Source organism: Amycolatopsis sp. NPDC003865 (assembly GCF_053605345.1).
In genome coordinates this window covers 405,291-419,142 of sequence record NZ_JBSGJA010000003.1, presented here as the reverse complement: position 1 = coordinate 419,142, position 13,852 = coordinate 405,291, and the positions used below count along the sequence as shown (strand labels likewise).

Genomic DNA, 13,852 nt, shown 5'->3' with positions numbered 1-13,852 from the left:
GCCCGCGTCACGGTCTTTCGACCGGTAACTTCCCGGAGGGATTTTCCGTCGGAACCCCGACCTGCCGAAGCCGGTGACCGGGTGCCTGAGCACCCCGCCCATGCGCACGGCACGCGGAGCGGCCCGACGCCTGCCGGGCACGGTCTCCAAAGATACCCGCCCGGGTCCGGACGGAACGCGGCGGGGGGTCTGAAGGTCGGCGAACCTCCAGCCTACCTCTCGGCACCGCCCGGCCGGGGGATGTTCCGGAGTCCGGTCACCGCGGTGTCCCGGTTTCCCGGGCTCAGAGGAGCTCGAGGCTCCCCGGCACCGAGTTCAACACCGCGGGCCTCGGGAATGTTCCGCGGCCGGGGTGGCGCCGGGCGGGCCCCCGTTCCGGCCCGACGAGACGTCGGACCCGGCGAGCGGGCGGGCCCGGTGGCCCTGCCCCGGCGCGGGTCGGCTCGGTCCGGCCCCGGGCCGGCTCCCGCGGCTCGAGGTCGGACCGGGCCGGCTCAGTCGTCTTCGGGCTTCGCGTGGTCCGGCTTGCCCGGGTTCGGGTCACGCGACAAGTCGATCAGCGGGTGCACCCCGGCCCCCTCGGGCGCCGCGTGGCTGCCCGTCGACTTCGGTTCTTCGTCGGGCCGGCCGGCCCCTTCGCTGCTGCTCATCACGCACTCCTAGCGCTGTTCCCCTGCTTCCCCTTGCGGCCGCAACCTACCCATTACCCGACCGGGTGATGCAGTGGGATCGGATCCGGCGTTCCGTGCGTCACACCGTCGCCGAAGGGCCACGATGAGTGGTGAGCAGCACGCGAACGGGAGGGGACGAAGGGGATGGCGGCCGAGTTCGACCAGCTGGTGGCCGAGTTCGAACGGTTCCAGTCGGGCATCCGGAACGTCGACGACCGGTTCGCCGGCCTCGGCGCGATGCGGCAGGAGCTGACCGAGCTGCGGGCGAGCGCGTCCTCTGCGGACGGTGGCGTGACGGTCGTCACCGGGCCCGGCGGAGCGGTCCTCGACGTCAAGTTCACCGACGCCGCGCTCGCGAAGGGCCCGCAGGCCCTTTCCGCGGTCCTCATGACGACGCTCCGGGAAGCGGTCGGCGAGGCCGCGCGGCGGCAGGTGGTGCTCGTCCAGGAGCACCTGGGCGACGAGCTGGGCCTGGTCGACCAGGTCCTGGAGACCCAGGCCGAAGCGTTCGGAACCACTGTCGAGGAGCTGCGGTCGAAGCTCACGCGGGAAGAGGAAGAGGCGGCCCAGCCGGAGGACTTCTCCGAACAGCGGGTCCTGCGCCAGGCGGACGCACCCCAGCCGCCGCCGGCGAGCGGCGGGTCCGCGGGCGACACCTTCCTGCGGAACCTGTTCGACGAGGAGGACTGATGGCGGACGGCTACCGGGTGGAGGTCGACGCGCTGCGCAGGTACGTCGGCGACCTCGGCAGGTACAAGGACCAGGGCGCGAAGTTCACCGAGAAGGTCGGCCAGTCCGACGTCGGCGACAAGTCGTGGGGCGTGGTCGGCCTGTTCACCAAGCACGGGTACGACGAGACGCTGCACGAGCTGCGCGACCTGCTGGCGTCGATGGCCGAGGGCCTGACGTCGGCGCAGGCGAAGTTCACCGACGCGGCCGACGTCTACCAAGGCACCGAAGACGACCACAAGGCGTTCTTCGGCCAGGTCGAGGTCCTGCTCGACGGCCCGAAGAAGCCGTAGGGGGCACGACCATGGCGGAGTTCCAGGACGTCGCGAGCGGCGTCGGCGTCAAGAGCGACGACCCCACGACCGTGCTCGGCGTGAACGTCGGCAACGCGGTCAAGGCGACGCCGTTCGCCGGCGGCGCGGTGACCGTCGGCAAGGACGTCGTCTCGGTGGTCAAGGCCGCCGGCGCGCCACACCCGGACGGTGTCGACATCGCGCTCGGGCTCGGCACGATCGCGACCGACACGACCGGCTTCATCCAGTCGAGCGCGAGCACGATCACCGACATCGCCACCGACCCGCTCGGCTGGCTGGTCGGGCAGGGGCTGAACTTCCTGATCAGCGCGGTCCAGCCGATCCAGGACGCGATCCACTTCGTCAGCGGCGACGGCCCGGCGCTCGGCATCGCGGCCGACAACTTCCACGCCATCGCCACCGGGCTCGACCAGCTGGCGAAGAACTTCGCCGAGGTCGCCGACACCTCCCTGGCCGGCTGGCAGGGCAACGCCGGCGACGCGGCGCGCCGGTCGCTCGGCGAGTTCGCCCACGGCATCGGCGGTGTCTCGGCGAAGTCCGGGGACCTGGCGCAGATGCTGCAGCTGAGCAGCATGCTGATGAGCTTCGTCGAGGACCTGGTCAAGGCGATCCTCACCGAGCTGATCACCTGGCTGATCATGATCTGGATCCCGGCGCTGGCGGCCGCGGTGCCCACCTGCGGGGCGTCGGTCGCCACCGCGGGCACGGCGTCGGAGGTCAAGCTCGGCACGACCGCGGCGAAGACGACGCAGAAGGTGTCGAAGGTCCGCGAGCTGCTGCAGAAGATCCTCGACTGGCTGCAGAAGCTGAAGGCCAAGCTGGCCGCGACGAAGCTGGGCAAGGTGTTCGCCGACGGCAAGACGGCGAAGAAGCTGGGCGAGATCGCCGAGCGGGACGCGGGCAAGAGCCTGGCCGGCAAGCTCACGGGCGCCGAAGGGATGATCGGCAAGCGGGCCGGGAAGAACGCGCTGGCCGAGATGGCGAAGAAGGGTGGCGAGGCCGCGGCGAAGGGCGTCTTCGGGTTCAACCCGGCCAAGCCCGGCGACAACCCGGCCAAGACGCTCAACGACCACCTCGGCAAGCTCGGCAGCCACGTCAAGAACGCCAAGAAGGCGAGCGACTACGGCGAACCCGGCCGGCACCAGCCGGACGAAGAGACGCGCGAGGACCTGGACTTCTGATGCTCGTGGTGGTGGTGATCGTCCTGATCGCGGCGGTGTTCGCGGGCGCGGGGGCGATCTGGTGGCGGTCGCACGCGAAGTTCGTCGAAAGCCGCAAGGAGCACTGGTTCAAGGCGTTCGCGGCCGAGCGCGGCGGCACCTTCGACAGCGGGGTGCCCAGTGACACGCACGCGGTGCCGACCTTCGGGGTCAGCCACCCGAGCGGCCGCCCGCTGGCCGGGAGCCACACCACGTGGGTCGAGTTCCGCGAAAAGGACCGCCCGGTGATCGCCGTCGACGCCCAGGAGCCGTACCGGCACTTCGACGACCACACCTACTTCCGCGACATCCACGTCACGCAGGTCCAGGTGCCGCCGAGCCCCGAACTGCGGATCACCGCGGGGAAGGTGTCGATGCCCACGGACCCCCGCCTCGAAGGCGAGCTGGCCCGGTGGCTGGCGGCGCACCCGCGCTTCGGGCAGCGTGACTTGGTCGTCGAGCACGGCTCGGCGCGGATCTGGGGGCCGGGCTGCGCGACGCGGCAGAACATCGTCGCCGAGGCCGGCTACCTCGCCGACCTGGCGGACCAGCTGCCCGCGGCGCTGTGGAGCGTCAGCGGCGGCGCGTAGTGAGGTGCGTCAGGCCCGCCGACAACGCGAACACCAGGCCCAAGCCGACGATGTAAGGCCCCGCCAGCAGCGCGAAGCCGGCGCCGATGTTGGCGTCGGCCTGCTCGTCCGACCGGAAGCCGATCGCCCCCACCGACAGCAGGATCGCGCCCACCGTGATCAGCAGGACGGCCACCACCGTCAGGCGCTTCGTGACAGTCGTCATGTCCTCATGGTGCCCGGGGCCCGGCGAATTCGCTGGACAGCGACCCCAGGATGAGAACGTGAACTGGAAGATCACCCAGATCGACGTCGCCCACCCGGACGCCGTGGCGGTCATGCGCGACTACATGGACGAAGTCGCTTCGCGCTACTTCGGGCGTCCCGTCAGCGAAGCGGAGCTCACGCATTACGTGGCCGAAGAACCGGGCACCGACCTGGTGCCGCCCACGGGTGCCTTCTTCGTCGGGTACCTCGACGGAGCGGTCGCGGGCTGCGCCGGGACCCGCGTGGTCGCGCCGGGGATCAGCGAGCTGACCAAGGTCTTCGTCAAGCCGGCCCACCGGGGCACGGGCGGCGCGCCCGCGCTGGTGGCGGCCGCCGAGCAAGCCGCCCGGCGGCTCGGTTCGGCGCTCATGCGGCTCGACACCCGCCACGACCTCGTCGAGGCCCGCGCGCTGTACGCGAAGGTCGGTTACGAGGAAGTCGAACCCTTCAACGACGAGCAGTTCGCCGAACACTGGTTCGCCAAGGCCCTCAGCTGACGCGGGCGGCGACCACCAGTTGCCGGTTCACGGTCACTCCCAAGGGGAAGCGGGCGGCCCCTCGGGGCGAGGGGCCGCCGTCGGGTCAGAAAGAGGGCAGGAGCTTGCCCGGCACGCCGTTGACCGACTGGATCAGGCCGAGCACCGGGACGCCGAGCGGCGCGAACGTCCAGATGTTGTTCAGGCCGCTGGTGTCCGGCTCGTCGACCACGACGACTCCGGGGGCGTCGGCGGCCGGCGCCGGCGCCGCCGCGCCGAACAGGGCCGCACCGGTGAGGACCGCGACAGCGAGGGTCTTCTTCATGGGTTGCCTGCCTTTCAGGAAACAGCGGTGATCAGGTCGAAGACGGGGGCGAGCAGGTCGACGGGCCGGCCGACCGGGCCGAGCACGCTGCCGAGGTCGACGCCGGGCACGAGCCAGACGGAACCGTCGGTCGGGTCGGCGGACGCCACACCGGCGGCCAGACCGGTGAACGCCGTCGCCGCGACGAGCGGCAGCACCACCCGGGCGAGTGCGTGTTTCATGGATTTTCCTTTCGCAACAAGGGTTTTCAGCGGAGAACCGACGTGATCGGCACGATGGTTCCGTCGGGGACCCACTGGCCCGCGTAGTCGCGGTCCAGCACCATTCCGGTGGCGTGGGGTTCGGAGGGGTACATCGGCATGGCGTTGACCTGGGCGACGGCGAAGATCTGCACGTCACCCGCCGGCCGGCCGGCGCCCAGCCAGCCGCGGAAGCCGCCGAGCGTCGGGCTTTCGCCGCCGAAGCGGTCGCCGACCGCCACGGCGTACCCGACCGCGGTCGCCTCCCGCGGGTCGAACCGCAGGGGCAGCGACGCGCTCGCGACGGCGTTGACGATCGGCCCGTTCAGCAGCCACGGAGCCAGGTAGAGCCCGTACTGGTGGGTGGGTTCGAGGCGCTGCAGTCCGGCTGCCCGCGTCATCGCGGTGTACCCGGCGCTCCAGCCGGAAACGACGACGAGCGCGGTGTCGGGCCCGGCGTCCGGCCGCACGGCCAGTCCGGTCCTCGCCGCGGTCTCGCGCACCAGCTTCGCCGCCGCGATACCGCGCGGCGAGTCGTCTTCGACCAGCGTGAGCGCGGACGGCTTCCGCCCGGCGAGGAACTCGACGAGCTTGACCAGCGCGCCGCTGTCCTCCGGCGTCAGCGCGTCGGACGGGCACGCCGTCAGCACGTCGGCGCGGCCGGCGACCAGGCCGCCGATCGCCGCCGACGCGCATTCCGGCGCGTCCGCCTCGGTGATCGCCGGGCCGGGCGCGGTCCCGGCGTCGACCTCCACGACCGTCGTCGTGTCGCCGCGGCGGATTTCCAGGTCGCTCCGGCCGGGTGGCAGGTCGACATCGGCCCACGTGCCCTCGGCCCCTGGCCGCGCGCCGGCCTTGGTGACCAGCCCGCCGGCGCCGACGGACAGGTCGTCGCCCGCGCTCGCCGGGAAGTGGACGACGTTGCGACCCGGCCGCTGCGGGCTGACCAGCACCGGGAAGCCCGGAGCGTCGGCCAGCAGCGGCACGCCGGGCACGGGCAGCGGTGGCGGCGCGGGGATCGCACCCAGTGCGCTCCACGCGAGGAACCCGAGCGCGACGGCGGCCGCGCCGAACCGGTAGGCGCGGTCCTTGCAGACCGCCGCGAGCACGCTGGCCACGACCGGCAGCACCACGACGGCCATCACCGCGAGCCCGAAGAGCGTCGTGTGGAGCCGCCGGTCGAAGCCGAGGCCGGACAGCCCGAGCCGCACCGCGCCGGCGAGCACCAGGAGCCCGCCGAGGGTGAGGGCCAGCGGCCCGGGCCGGATGACCGTCGTCGCCGCCGAACCGAGCAGCGCGAACCCGAACCACACGGCCGCCCCGGCGACGAACACCGTGTCGATCGCGAACTCGACGCCGGTGCCGCCGAGCGAGGTTTCCAGCACGACGAGCAGCAGCAGCGCGGCCGACGTCCAGCGCGTGGCGCGTGGCAGGACCGGCACCGCCACCGCGAGCACGACGTGGATCGCCAGCGCCACGACGTTGACGTCGACGGTGAACGCCGAGACCACGGCCAGCAGCGCGGAAACCCCGCCGAGGACGTACAGCGCGCGCGGCCGCCGCCCCGGCTCCCGCAGCAGGCCGCCGCCGGCGAGGAACGCCGTGGACAGCAGCAACGCGAGCCGCAGCACCAGCGCCAGGACGTCCACAGTGGACGAACCGGTCGGCGCGGGGTGGTCGTGTTCCATCGAGACTCCTCGGGTGCGGGTTCTCGCTACTTGACGTTCGCGTCGGCGACCACGAACAGCTCGGCGTGCGGCTTGGCGTTGCCGAAGTCCCCGTGCGGCCACGACTTGCGGTTGAAGTTGATGCCGACCTGGCCGGTGAACTCGTCCCGGAAGTTCGAGTCGACCGACACCTTCCCGTCCGGCCCGAGGTTCAGCAGGTTGACCTTGTGGTCACCGTCCAAACCGGACCGCGCGACGAAGTAGTTCGACACCGCGAGGTGCTGCGGCGACGTGGTTTCGTGGTAGAAGCCGTCGTCGCCGAGCACGAAGTTGTCGTAGGCGCCCCAGTGCGGGCCCGCACCCGGCGTGCCGGGGTTGATCGGGGCCGCGCCGACGACGGTCGGCAGGTCGCCGCCCCCGCCCTGCTGCGCCTTCGCCAAGGTGTCGACCCGGCCCTGGATGTCCTCGATCCGGTCGCCGGCGTTCACCAGCTTCTGGATGTCGAGGACGTAGACACCGCCGGTGGTGCCGGGGTCGTCCGCCGAGAGGGTGCCCTTCTGCCGCCCGACGATCGCGCGGTAGAGGTACTTGTCGTCCGGGCTCGTCTGGATCCAGCCGCCGTTGGAGCTGGCGCCGTTCGAGTCGTTGTTCGCGTGGATGGACTTGTTCGCGGCGCCGTCGTCGAACACCTCGATCCAGTGCGGCTCGGCCGCGGTGATGTCCGGCGTGTAGAACACCGCGCCGCCCTGCATGGTCTGGGCGAACGCGCCCTTGTGGCCCGGCAGGTTCGTCACCGTCGTCTCCATGACCGCGCGGCTCTCGGCGTGCAGCGGGTCGGCGGGATCGGCACGCGGGCCGTCCCGCAGGTAGGACACCGACTTCAGCTTCGGGTGGTTGCGGTCGGAGATGTCCCAGGTCCGCACGGTCGGCCGGCGCAGGTACGGCGACGGCTGCTTCACCGGGTCGAGGATGATGTTGCGCGGCTCGGCGTAGTCGCTCGTGACGAGCGTGTTCAGGTCCTCGCGGGCCTGGACGCCGTGCGGGTTGGCGCAGGTCGGCTTGCCCAGCTGCGGCAGGTTGTCGCAGAGCTTCCGGTTGTCGCCCTGCGGGGTCGCCGCCGGGGACTCCGAGAGCACCTGCGCGTTCTGTCCGAAGTGGACGACTTCGCCGGGGCTGCCCGCGAAGCCGTTGCCGACCTGGGTGGAGCCGTCGGCGTACGCGTGCGGGCCGGGCACGACCGGCCCGCCCATGTACGTGCCGTAGGCGGTGCCGTCCTTGAGCACCCAGTAGGCGTCCGGGACGCTGCCGCCGAGGGTGCTGGTCGGCAGGCTGACGCCCTTGAGCTTCAGCTGCGGCAGCGCGCTGACGTCGAAGGCGTACGTCGCCGCGGCGAACAGCGCGCCCGCGTAGATCGTGTCGCCCTTGTGCCACACGTACTGCATGTGGTGCGGCTCGTTCTCGACCAGCGGGCCGACGGTGGCGGTGTTGACGACCTTGCCGTACGTCGGCGAACCCTGCGTCGCGTCGATGACGGCGAGGAAGTCCGGGCCGGGTAGCGCGTTCTTGATCTTGTTGAGCCCGCCGCCGAGGGTGCCCGGCAGGTTCTTGACGTCCTTGACGAGCGTGTCGGCGATGTTCTCGTCACCGGCCCAGACCAGCAGCCACTTCTTCGGCGTCCCGCTCTCCGACCGCGCGAGATCCTTGGACACCAGGTGGTTCCGCACCCAGTACTGCTTGCCGTCGGACGCGGTCTTCGCGTCGGTGATCGTCTGGACGTCGGCGTAGGCGCCGGTGGCGGAACCGGTGTACGTGACCGCGCCGGCCGCGAGGGCGAGTGCCGCGGCGCCGGTCACCACCTTTCGCCACCGGCCCGGTCGCGACGGAGTTGCTCGCATGGTTCTCCTTTGCGGGAAAAGGGCGCGTTGCATTACCGGTTCACCGGGGAACCGTTGGGGTACAACGGAAAGCGCGGTCCACCGACGCTCGGCGGACCCGGCGGAATGTTCGCGCCGCGCGGGCGGATCGTCCAGCCGTGATCAAAGAATGAGACCCGGCCCGATTGGGTGAATCTCCCACGAAGTGGGCCGAGTTGACCGCGCGCACTGCTCCGAACGAGTGGGCAGCACTGCTGGACCAACCGGCGGCGTCACAGCTGGTCACAATGGCGCAGCCCCGGCGCCTGAACGCCGGGGCTGCTCGTTATGGTTTCGTTATGAAGTGCCGGGAACTCCGGTCAGAGTTTGGTGCCGCAGTCCGAGCAGAACAACGCTCCCGGCTTGTTGGCTTCGCTCCCGCACCCGCCGCAGGCGACCTTGAGCGCCAACGACGTCCCGCAGGACGAACAGAACTTCCCGCCGTCGGCCTTCAGGCCGCAGCCCGGGCAGGTGACCTTGGCGCGGGTGTCGATGTCGAGACCGCTGGTCCAGTCCTTCTCGCGGGCCTTGTCCCAGATCTGGTCGCGCTGCGCCGATGCCTGCGCGCGCGAGATCTCCTCGGCGACGCTCGGCGAGCAGCGCAGACACTGCCCGATCTCCTCGTTCCAGCACTGGTCCTGGCACATCCAGTCGCCGCAGCCGCGGCACTGGCGGAAGCTCGGGGTGATCTCCTTGACCGCCGCGGCCAGGGCTTTGTCCTTGGCGGGCGAGTTGGTGGCGCGGTCGTAGCGCCACTGGTCGGCCGAGTTGCTCAGGTCCCGCAGCGTCCCGCCGAAGAACGACCCGACGGCGCGGAGCACGCTACGCCCGGTCTCGACGTTGTCGCGCTGGAAGGCGGATCGATAGCCGTTGCCGCAGCGTTCGCACCGGAACTCGAACTGGTACCCCTGCGTGTTGGAGAGGTCCGAGAAGTTGTCCGTGAAGGGCACAGAGTCAGCCACGGCCCATCTTCGCCAGCGGCCCGCGCCCCCGGCGACGAGAGATTTGCCGACAACGACCCGGCTACCGGCCGTCACGAGGAACGAGCAGCACCAGCGGGAGCAGGGCCAGCACCCCGCCGACGACCGCGACGAGCGCGTACCCGCCGCCGGCGAAGAGCTGCCCGGAGCCCAGCCCGGCGAGCGCGGACGCCGACCAGACGACCGCGTCCACGGTGCCCTGCACCCGGCTGCGCGTCGCCGGCGCGAGGTCGCGGGTCAGCTGCGCGCTGCCGCCGACGAACACCAGGTTCCAGCCGTACCCCAGCAGGAACAACGCCACCGGCAGGCCGGACGCGTGCGAGGTCGGTGCCGCGAGCGCGGTCGCCGACGCGAGGGCGAGCACGCCCAGGCCCGCGTTGACGGTGACGCGCGGGCCCCAGCGGTCGGCGATCCGGCCGGACAGCGGCGCCAGCGCGAACATGCCGAACAGGTGCGCGCTCAGCACCCAGCCGACGACGTCGAGCCCGTGCCCCTGGTGCTGCAGCTGCAACGGCGTCATGGTCATGACGGCGACCATCGTGAGCTGCGCGGCGACCATCGCGACCAGCGGCCGCGCGACGCCGGTCGCCCGCACCGGGGCACTCACCGGCTCTTCGGCCCGGAGCGGGACGTGCCGCGGCAGGAACGCGGCCGCGAGCGCCGCGCCGGCCGTGGCGAGGACCGCGACGGCGACCGGCCCGGACAGCGCCGGCCAGCCGAAGCCGGTCGCGACGTCCGCCGCCGGGGCCATCAGCGCGGGCCCGGCGAGCGCGCCGACGGTCCCCGCCCAGACGACGTTCGAGAGCGCGCGGCCCCGGCGTTCCTCGGGGTAGAGGTCCGCGGCCAGGTAGCGCGACAGCTGCGCGCCGCCGTTGCCGAGGCCGACCAGCAGGATGCCCAGCAGGAGCGGCACGAGCGACGTCGTCAGCGCGCCGGCGAACGCGACCAGTGCCCCCGCCGCGGCGACGCCGTACCCGGCGGCCAGCACGCGGCGGCGGCCGTGCCCCGGCAGCAGCAGGCCCGCGCCGAGCGCCCCGGCGGCCGTCCCGAGCACGTTCGCGACGCTCGGCAGGCCGCTCCACCCCGGCCCGCTGCCCGCCGCGACGATCAGCGTCGCCGCCGTGCTCAGCCCGACCGTCGCCGTGTTGAGCAGCGCGACGCCGGCGAACAGCGCTCCCATGGACCGGGCCCGGCCGGTCACCGTCAATGTCCCCATGACCAGCAACTTTAGGAACTTGCGGCGATCTTTCGAAGGGCTGTTCGACGGCAAATCCGTGGCCGCGGCCGCGGTTCGGAAGGAGAATGGGGCCCATGACCTTCCGTTCGGAAAAGCCGCTGGACGACGTCGACTGGCGGCTGCTGGACCTGCTGCAGGCCGACGGGCGGCTGTCGTTCAAGGAGCTGGGCCGCCGGATCAACCTGTCGGCCCCGGCGGTGGCCGAGCGCGTGCGGCGGCTGGAGGAGACCGGGGTGATCACCGGCTACCGGGCGCAGGTCGACGCGCGGCGCGCGGGCCAGCCGCTGCAGGCGTTCGTCGAGATGCGCTGCGCGCTGAGCAGCTGCCTGCTGAAGACGTCGAAGTCCGAGGACTACCCGGAGGTCGTGGAGATCCACCGCCTGTCCGGCGACCACTGCACGATGCTGAAGATCCGGGCGGCCTCGCTCGAACACTTCGAAGGTCTGCTGGAGCGGCTGGGCAAGCACGGCGAGCTGCGGTCGTCGGTGGTGCTGTCGACGCAGTTCGAGGGCCGGCCGGTGCGGCCGCCGTCCGACGACTTCCTCCGCGCGACGACGCCTGAAGGCTGGTCCTGACCCGAAGGCTGCCCGGAAGGCGGCTGATCGCCCGGCGCTCAGCTGGTAGACGAAAGGGATGCCGATCTTCCGCGTCTTCGCCGTCGCCCTCGCCGCCTTGGCCGGTGTCGCCGTCCCCGCTCCCGCCCAGGCCGCCCCGGCTTCGGAGTTCGTCGCGCTGTCCGACGTCGCACCGTCGATCCTGCAGGACATCCGCTACGCCACCCGGCACAACTTCGTCGGGCAGCGGATCGACGGGTACCTCGAGCCCACCTGCATCCTGACCCGCCAGGCCGCTTCGGCGTTGCGGCAGGCCCAGGCGCGGGTGCTCCGGCAGGGCTACACGTTGAAGGTGTACGACTGCTACCGCCCGCAGCGCGCGGTCGACCACTTCGTGCGGTGGGCGAAGGACCTCGCCGACGAGAAGATGAAGGCCGAGTTCTACCCGAACGTCGAGAAGGACCGGCTGTTCGAAGAGGGGTACATCGCCGAGAAGTCCGGGCACAGCCGCGGCAGCACGATGGACCTGACGCTGGTGAAGCTCCCGCCGCGGCACCAGCGGCCGTACCGTCCCGGCGAGCCGCTGCAGCCGTGCTTCGCGCCGCAGGACCAGCGGTTCCCGGACAACACGGTCGACATGGGCACCGGTTACGACTGCTTCGACCCGTTGGCGCACACGGACAACCCGGCGATCACGGGCGTGGCGCGGACGAACCGCGACGTACTGCGGAACGCGATGACGGCGGCGGGATTCCGGAACCTGCCCGAGGAGTGGTGGCACTACACGCTGAAAGGCGAGCCGTTCCCCGACACGTACTTCGACTTCCCGGTGGCGCACTGCGGCTTGCGCTGAGCCGCGAAGCGCCCGCCGGTCCACTGTGGACCGGCGGGCGCTTCGCGTTCGTCAGGCCGCGGTGTTCCGGCGCCGGCGGGCGCCGAGCACCAGGCCACCACCGAGGGCCAGGGCGATCAGCGCGAGCGCGCCGAGCCCGAGCGCGTCGACGCCGGTGCTGGCGAGGCCACCGCCACTGCTTTCGCCGCCTCCGGTGCCGCCGGCCGCGCCGGTGGTCGAGGTCGGGTTGGCGGCGGTGCAGTCCGCGGGGTTGACCGGCACGGCCGGCGCCGGGGCTTCACCCTGCTCGGCGTCCACCCGCCACACGCGGTGGTTCTCCGGCGGGCCCCAGACATCGATCGACATCGGGTTGTACTGGATCTTCCAGCCCTTCGGCGTCAGGAAGAACAGCTCGTACGCCGGCCCGGGCGCGATATCGCGGAACTCGAAGTGGCCCTTCGCGTCGGTGATCCGCTCGCCGGTGACCGGGCAGTGCTGATCGGACACCAGCACGACCTTGACCCCGGCGAGGCCCTGCTTCACCTGGCCCTGGTCGTCGTACACACCGACATTGCCTTCGACGATCGCCTTCGCTCCCGGAACCGCGGCCTGCGCGCGGGCATTCGCGTGGTTCTCGGTGTCGACTTCCTCGTAGCCGAAGTCGCAGGCCGCGACCACGATGCCGCGGTTGAAGGCGGCAGCGGGCACGGCCTCGGTCACGTCGAAGGTGCGCGTCTCACCGGGGGCGATCGTCACGCCGTCGGCGGCGAGGGCGCCCCAGCCGGGGCCGCGTCCGCTCAGGATGTAGGGGTCACCGATGCGGTTGCAGGCAGCGGTGATGCCGGTGAGCGGGATCGGGCCGGAGTTCGCCAGCGTCACGGTGACGTGGGCGAGCTCGCCGACCTGATAGCTGCTCTTCGTGAAGGCCATCGACGCCTTGAGCGCACCGTTCAGCGGCGGCGCGCCCCGGACGTCCAGGTGGGTGTCCGCGCCGATCCGGACGACCCGGAACGGGATCAGCCAGCCGTCGACGACCTCACCACCGATGAAGTACTCCGCGCCCGGGACGTCGAAGACGATCTTCCCATCGGGGCCGCTCGTGGCGGTCCGGGTGCCGCTGCCGTTGACGTACCGCAGGGTGAGCTTGGCGCCGGCCAGCTCCTCGCCGGCGTCGCGCTTGCCGTTGCCGTTCTTGTCCCCGTAGACGACGCCTTCGGCGTGGCCGGGCGCCGGGACGACCTTCGCGTCCGCCGAGAACTCGCCGACACCGAAGTGGGTCGCGTCGAACACGACGCCCCGCAGGACGGTGGCGGTCTGGTCGACCTCGCGGACCTTCCCGGTGCCGTGGAGCTCGAAGGACTTGCCGGGCTCGAGATCGAGACCGGGGCCGCCGGTCGTGAGCGGACCCCAGCCCGGGTCGTACGGGACGACCAGGTCGGTCGGCTCGATGATGTGCTGGGAGACCCAGAGGCCCTTCGCGGTGGTCGAGCCGGTGTTCGTCACCTTGAACGTGAAGCGGATGTCCTCATCGGTTCGGTAGGTGTCCTTGTCGAGCGCGACCGAGATTTCGACCTGGGCGCGTTCCACCTGCGCGGCCTGTTTCGCCGGCGGCTTGCTTTCCGGCGGGCTGGAACTCGGCACGCCGGCCGTCGGCTCGGCGGAACTGCTCGGCGCCTCGGACGTGGCCGGCGCCGTGGTGGTCGGCGTCGGCTCCTCTTCCGCCCCGGCCGGGACGGCGAACCCGCCGGTCAGGAGGGCCGCGGCGGCGAGCGCGGCGAAAGTGCGCGCGATCGGTCTCGCGCTTCTGGATTTGTTCACGAACAGTCACCCCTCAGTACCCGTTGAAACGCGCAAAGCCCCCGAACCGCGTGAACCGGCTC

Annotated in this window: 16 protein-coding genes; 7 read left to right on the top strand and 9 right to left on the bottom strand. The window is 71.6% G+C overall.

Going from position 1 to position 13,852, the window contains the following annotated elements:
- Positions 1-494: 494 nt before the first annotated feature.
- On the bottom strand, positions 495-650 hold the full coding sequence (locus ACWEVP_RS10645; protein ID WP_452062334.1) for a hypothetical protein: 156 nt from the start codon (positions 648-650) through the stop codon (positions 495-497).
- 165 nt (positions 651-815) lie between these two features.
- On the opposite strand from ACWEVP_RS10645, the gene ACWEVP_RS10640 reads away from it, so the two are divergent.
- From ACWEVP_RS10640 to ACWEVP_RS10625, 4 genes are read left to right on the top strand one after another with little or no spacing between them, the layout of a single operon-like run.
- Positions 816-1,361, top strand: coding sequence for a YbaB/EbfC family nucleoid-associated protein (locus tag ACWEVP_RS10640; RefSeq protein WP_452062333.1), 546 nt, complete (start codon positions 816-818; stop codon positions 1,359-1,361).
- Complete coding sequence (locus ACWEVP_RS10635) at positions 1,361-1,693, top strand: ESX-1 secretion-associated protein (protein WP_452062332.1); 333 nt, start codon at positions 1,361-1,363, stop codon at positions 1,691-1,693. The genes ACWEVP_RS10640 and ACWEVP_RS10635 overlap by 1 nt, the downstream gene beginning before the upstream one ends.
- A gap of 11 nt (positions 1,694-1,704) precedes the next feature.
- Positions 1,705-2,895 carry a hypothetical protein gene (locus ACWEVP_RS10630; RefSeq protein WP_452062331.1) on the top strand — a complete coding sequence of 397 codons (1,191 nt, stop codon included), beginning with the start codon at positions 1,705-1,707 and terminating at the stop codon, positions 2,893-2,895.
- Entirely contained in the window at positions 2,895-3,503 is a 609-nt protein-coding gene (locus ACWEVP_RS10625; RefSeq protein ID WP_452062330.1) for a hypothetical protein, read from the top strand. Before ACWEVP_RS10630 ends, ACWEVP_RS10625 begins: the two co-directional genes overlap by 1 nt.
- Here ACWEVP_RS10625 and ACWEVP_RS10620 read toward each other — a convergent pair.
- Positions 3,487-3,708 (bottom strand): hypothetical protein, encoded by a 222-nt coding sequence (locus ACWEVP_RS10620; protein WP_452062329.1) that lies wholly within the window; start codon positions 3,706-3,708, stop codon positions 3,487-3,489. The two genes, ACWEVP_RS10625 and ACWEVP_RS10620, sit on opposite strands and share 17 nt — an antisense overlap.
- A gap of 58 nt (positions 3,709-3,766) precedes the next feature.
- On the opposite strand from ACWEVP_RS10620, the gene ACWEVP_RS10615 reads away from it, so the two are divergent.
- Positions 3,767-4,246: a GNAT family N-acetyltransferase gene (locus tag ACWEVP_RS10615; RefSeq protein WP_452062328.1), complete on the top strand. Its 480-nt coding sequence runs from the start codon at positions 3,767-3,769 to the stop codon at positions 4,244-4,246.
- Positions 4,247-4,331: 85 nt separating this feature from the next.
- Here the strand turns inward: ACWEVP_RS10615 and ACWEVP_RS10610 are convergent, their stop codons facing one another.
- From ACWEVP_RS10610 to ACWEVP_RS10585, 6 genes are all read right to left on the bottom strand, one after another.
- A complete protein-coding gene (locus ACWEVP_RS10610) occupies positions 4,332-4,550 on the bottom strand; it encodes a hypothetical protein (RefSeq protein WP_452062327.1) in 219 nt (72 codons plus the stop codon).
- Between the two features lie 14 nt (positions 4,551-4,564).
- Positions 4,565-4,771, bottom strand: a complete 207-nt coding sequence (locus ACWEVP_RS10605) for a hypothetical protein (protein WP_452062326.1) — start codon at positions 4,769-4,771, stop codon at positions 4,565-4,567.
- 26 nt (positions 4,772-4,797) lie between these two features.
- The gene (locus ACWEVP_RS10600) at positions 4,798-6,477 is read right to left on the bottom strand and encodes a hypothetical protein (protein ID WP_452062325.1); all 1,680 of its coding nucleotides are present in this window, start codon (positions 6,475-6,477) and stop codon (positions 4,798-4,800) included.
- A 26-nt stretch (positions 6,478-6,503) separates the two neighbouring features.
- Positions 6,504-8,351, bottom strand: coding sequence for a hypothetical protein (locus ACWEVP_RS10595; RefSeq protein ID WP_452062324.1), 1,848 nt, complete (start codon positions 8,349-8,351; stop codon positions 6,504-6,506).
- A 338-nt stretch (positions 8,352-8,689) separates the two neighbouring features.
- Positions 8,690-9,331, bottom strand: coding sequence for a zinc ribbon domain-containing protein (locus tag ACWEVP_RS10590; RefSeq protein ID WP_372671256.1), 642 nt, complete (start codon positions 9,329-9,331; stop codon positions 8,690-8,692).
- 61 nt (positions 9,332-9,392) lie between these two features.
- Entirely contained in the window at positions 9,393-10,565 is a 1,173-nt protein-coding gene (locus tag ACWEVP_RS10585; protein ID WP_452062323.1) for an MFS transporter, read from the bottom strand.
- 95 nt (positions 10,566-10,660) lie between these two features.
- Here ACWEVP_RS10585 and ACWEVP_RS10580 point away from each other — a divergent pair, with 95 nt between their 5' ends.
- Both ACWEVP_RS10580 and ACWEVP_RS10575 read left to right on the top strand, forming a co-directional pair.
- A complete protein-coding gene (locus ACWEVP_RS10580; protein WP_452062322.1) occupies positions 10,661-11,161 on the top strand; it encodes an Lrp/AsnC family transcriptional regulator in 501 nt (166 codons plus the stop codon).
- Positions 11,162-11,219: 58 nt separating this feature from the next.
- On the top strand, positions 11,220-11,993 hold the full coding sequence (locus ACWEVP_RS10575) for a M15 family metallopeptidase (RefSeq protein ID WP_452062321.1): 774 nt from the start codon (positions 11,220-11,222) through the stop codon (positions 11,991-11,993).
- Positions 11,994-12,044: 51 nt separating this feature from the next.
- On the opposite strand, the gene ACWEVP_RS10570 is transcribed toward ACWEVP_RS10575, so the two are convergent.
- The gene (locus ACWEVP_RS10570) at positions 12,045-13,790 is read right to left on the bottom strand and encodes a hypothetical protein (RefSeq protein WP_452062320.1); all 1,746 of its coding nucleotides are present in this window, start codon (positions 13,788-13,790) and stop codon (positions 12,045-12,047) included.
- Between the last annotated feature and the right edge of the window lie 62 nt (positions 13,791-13,852).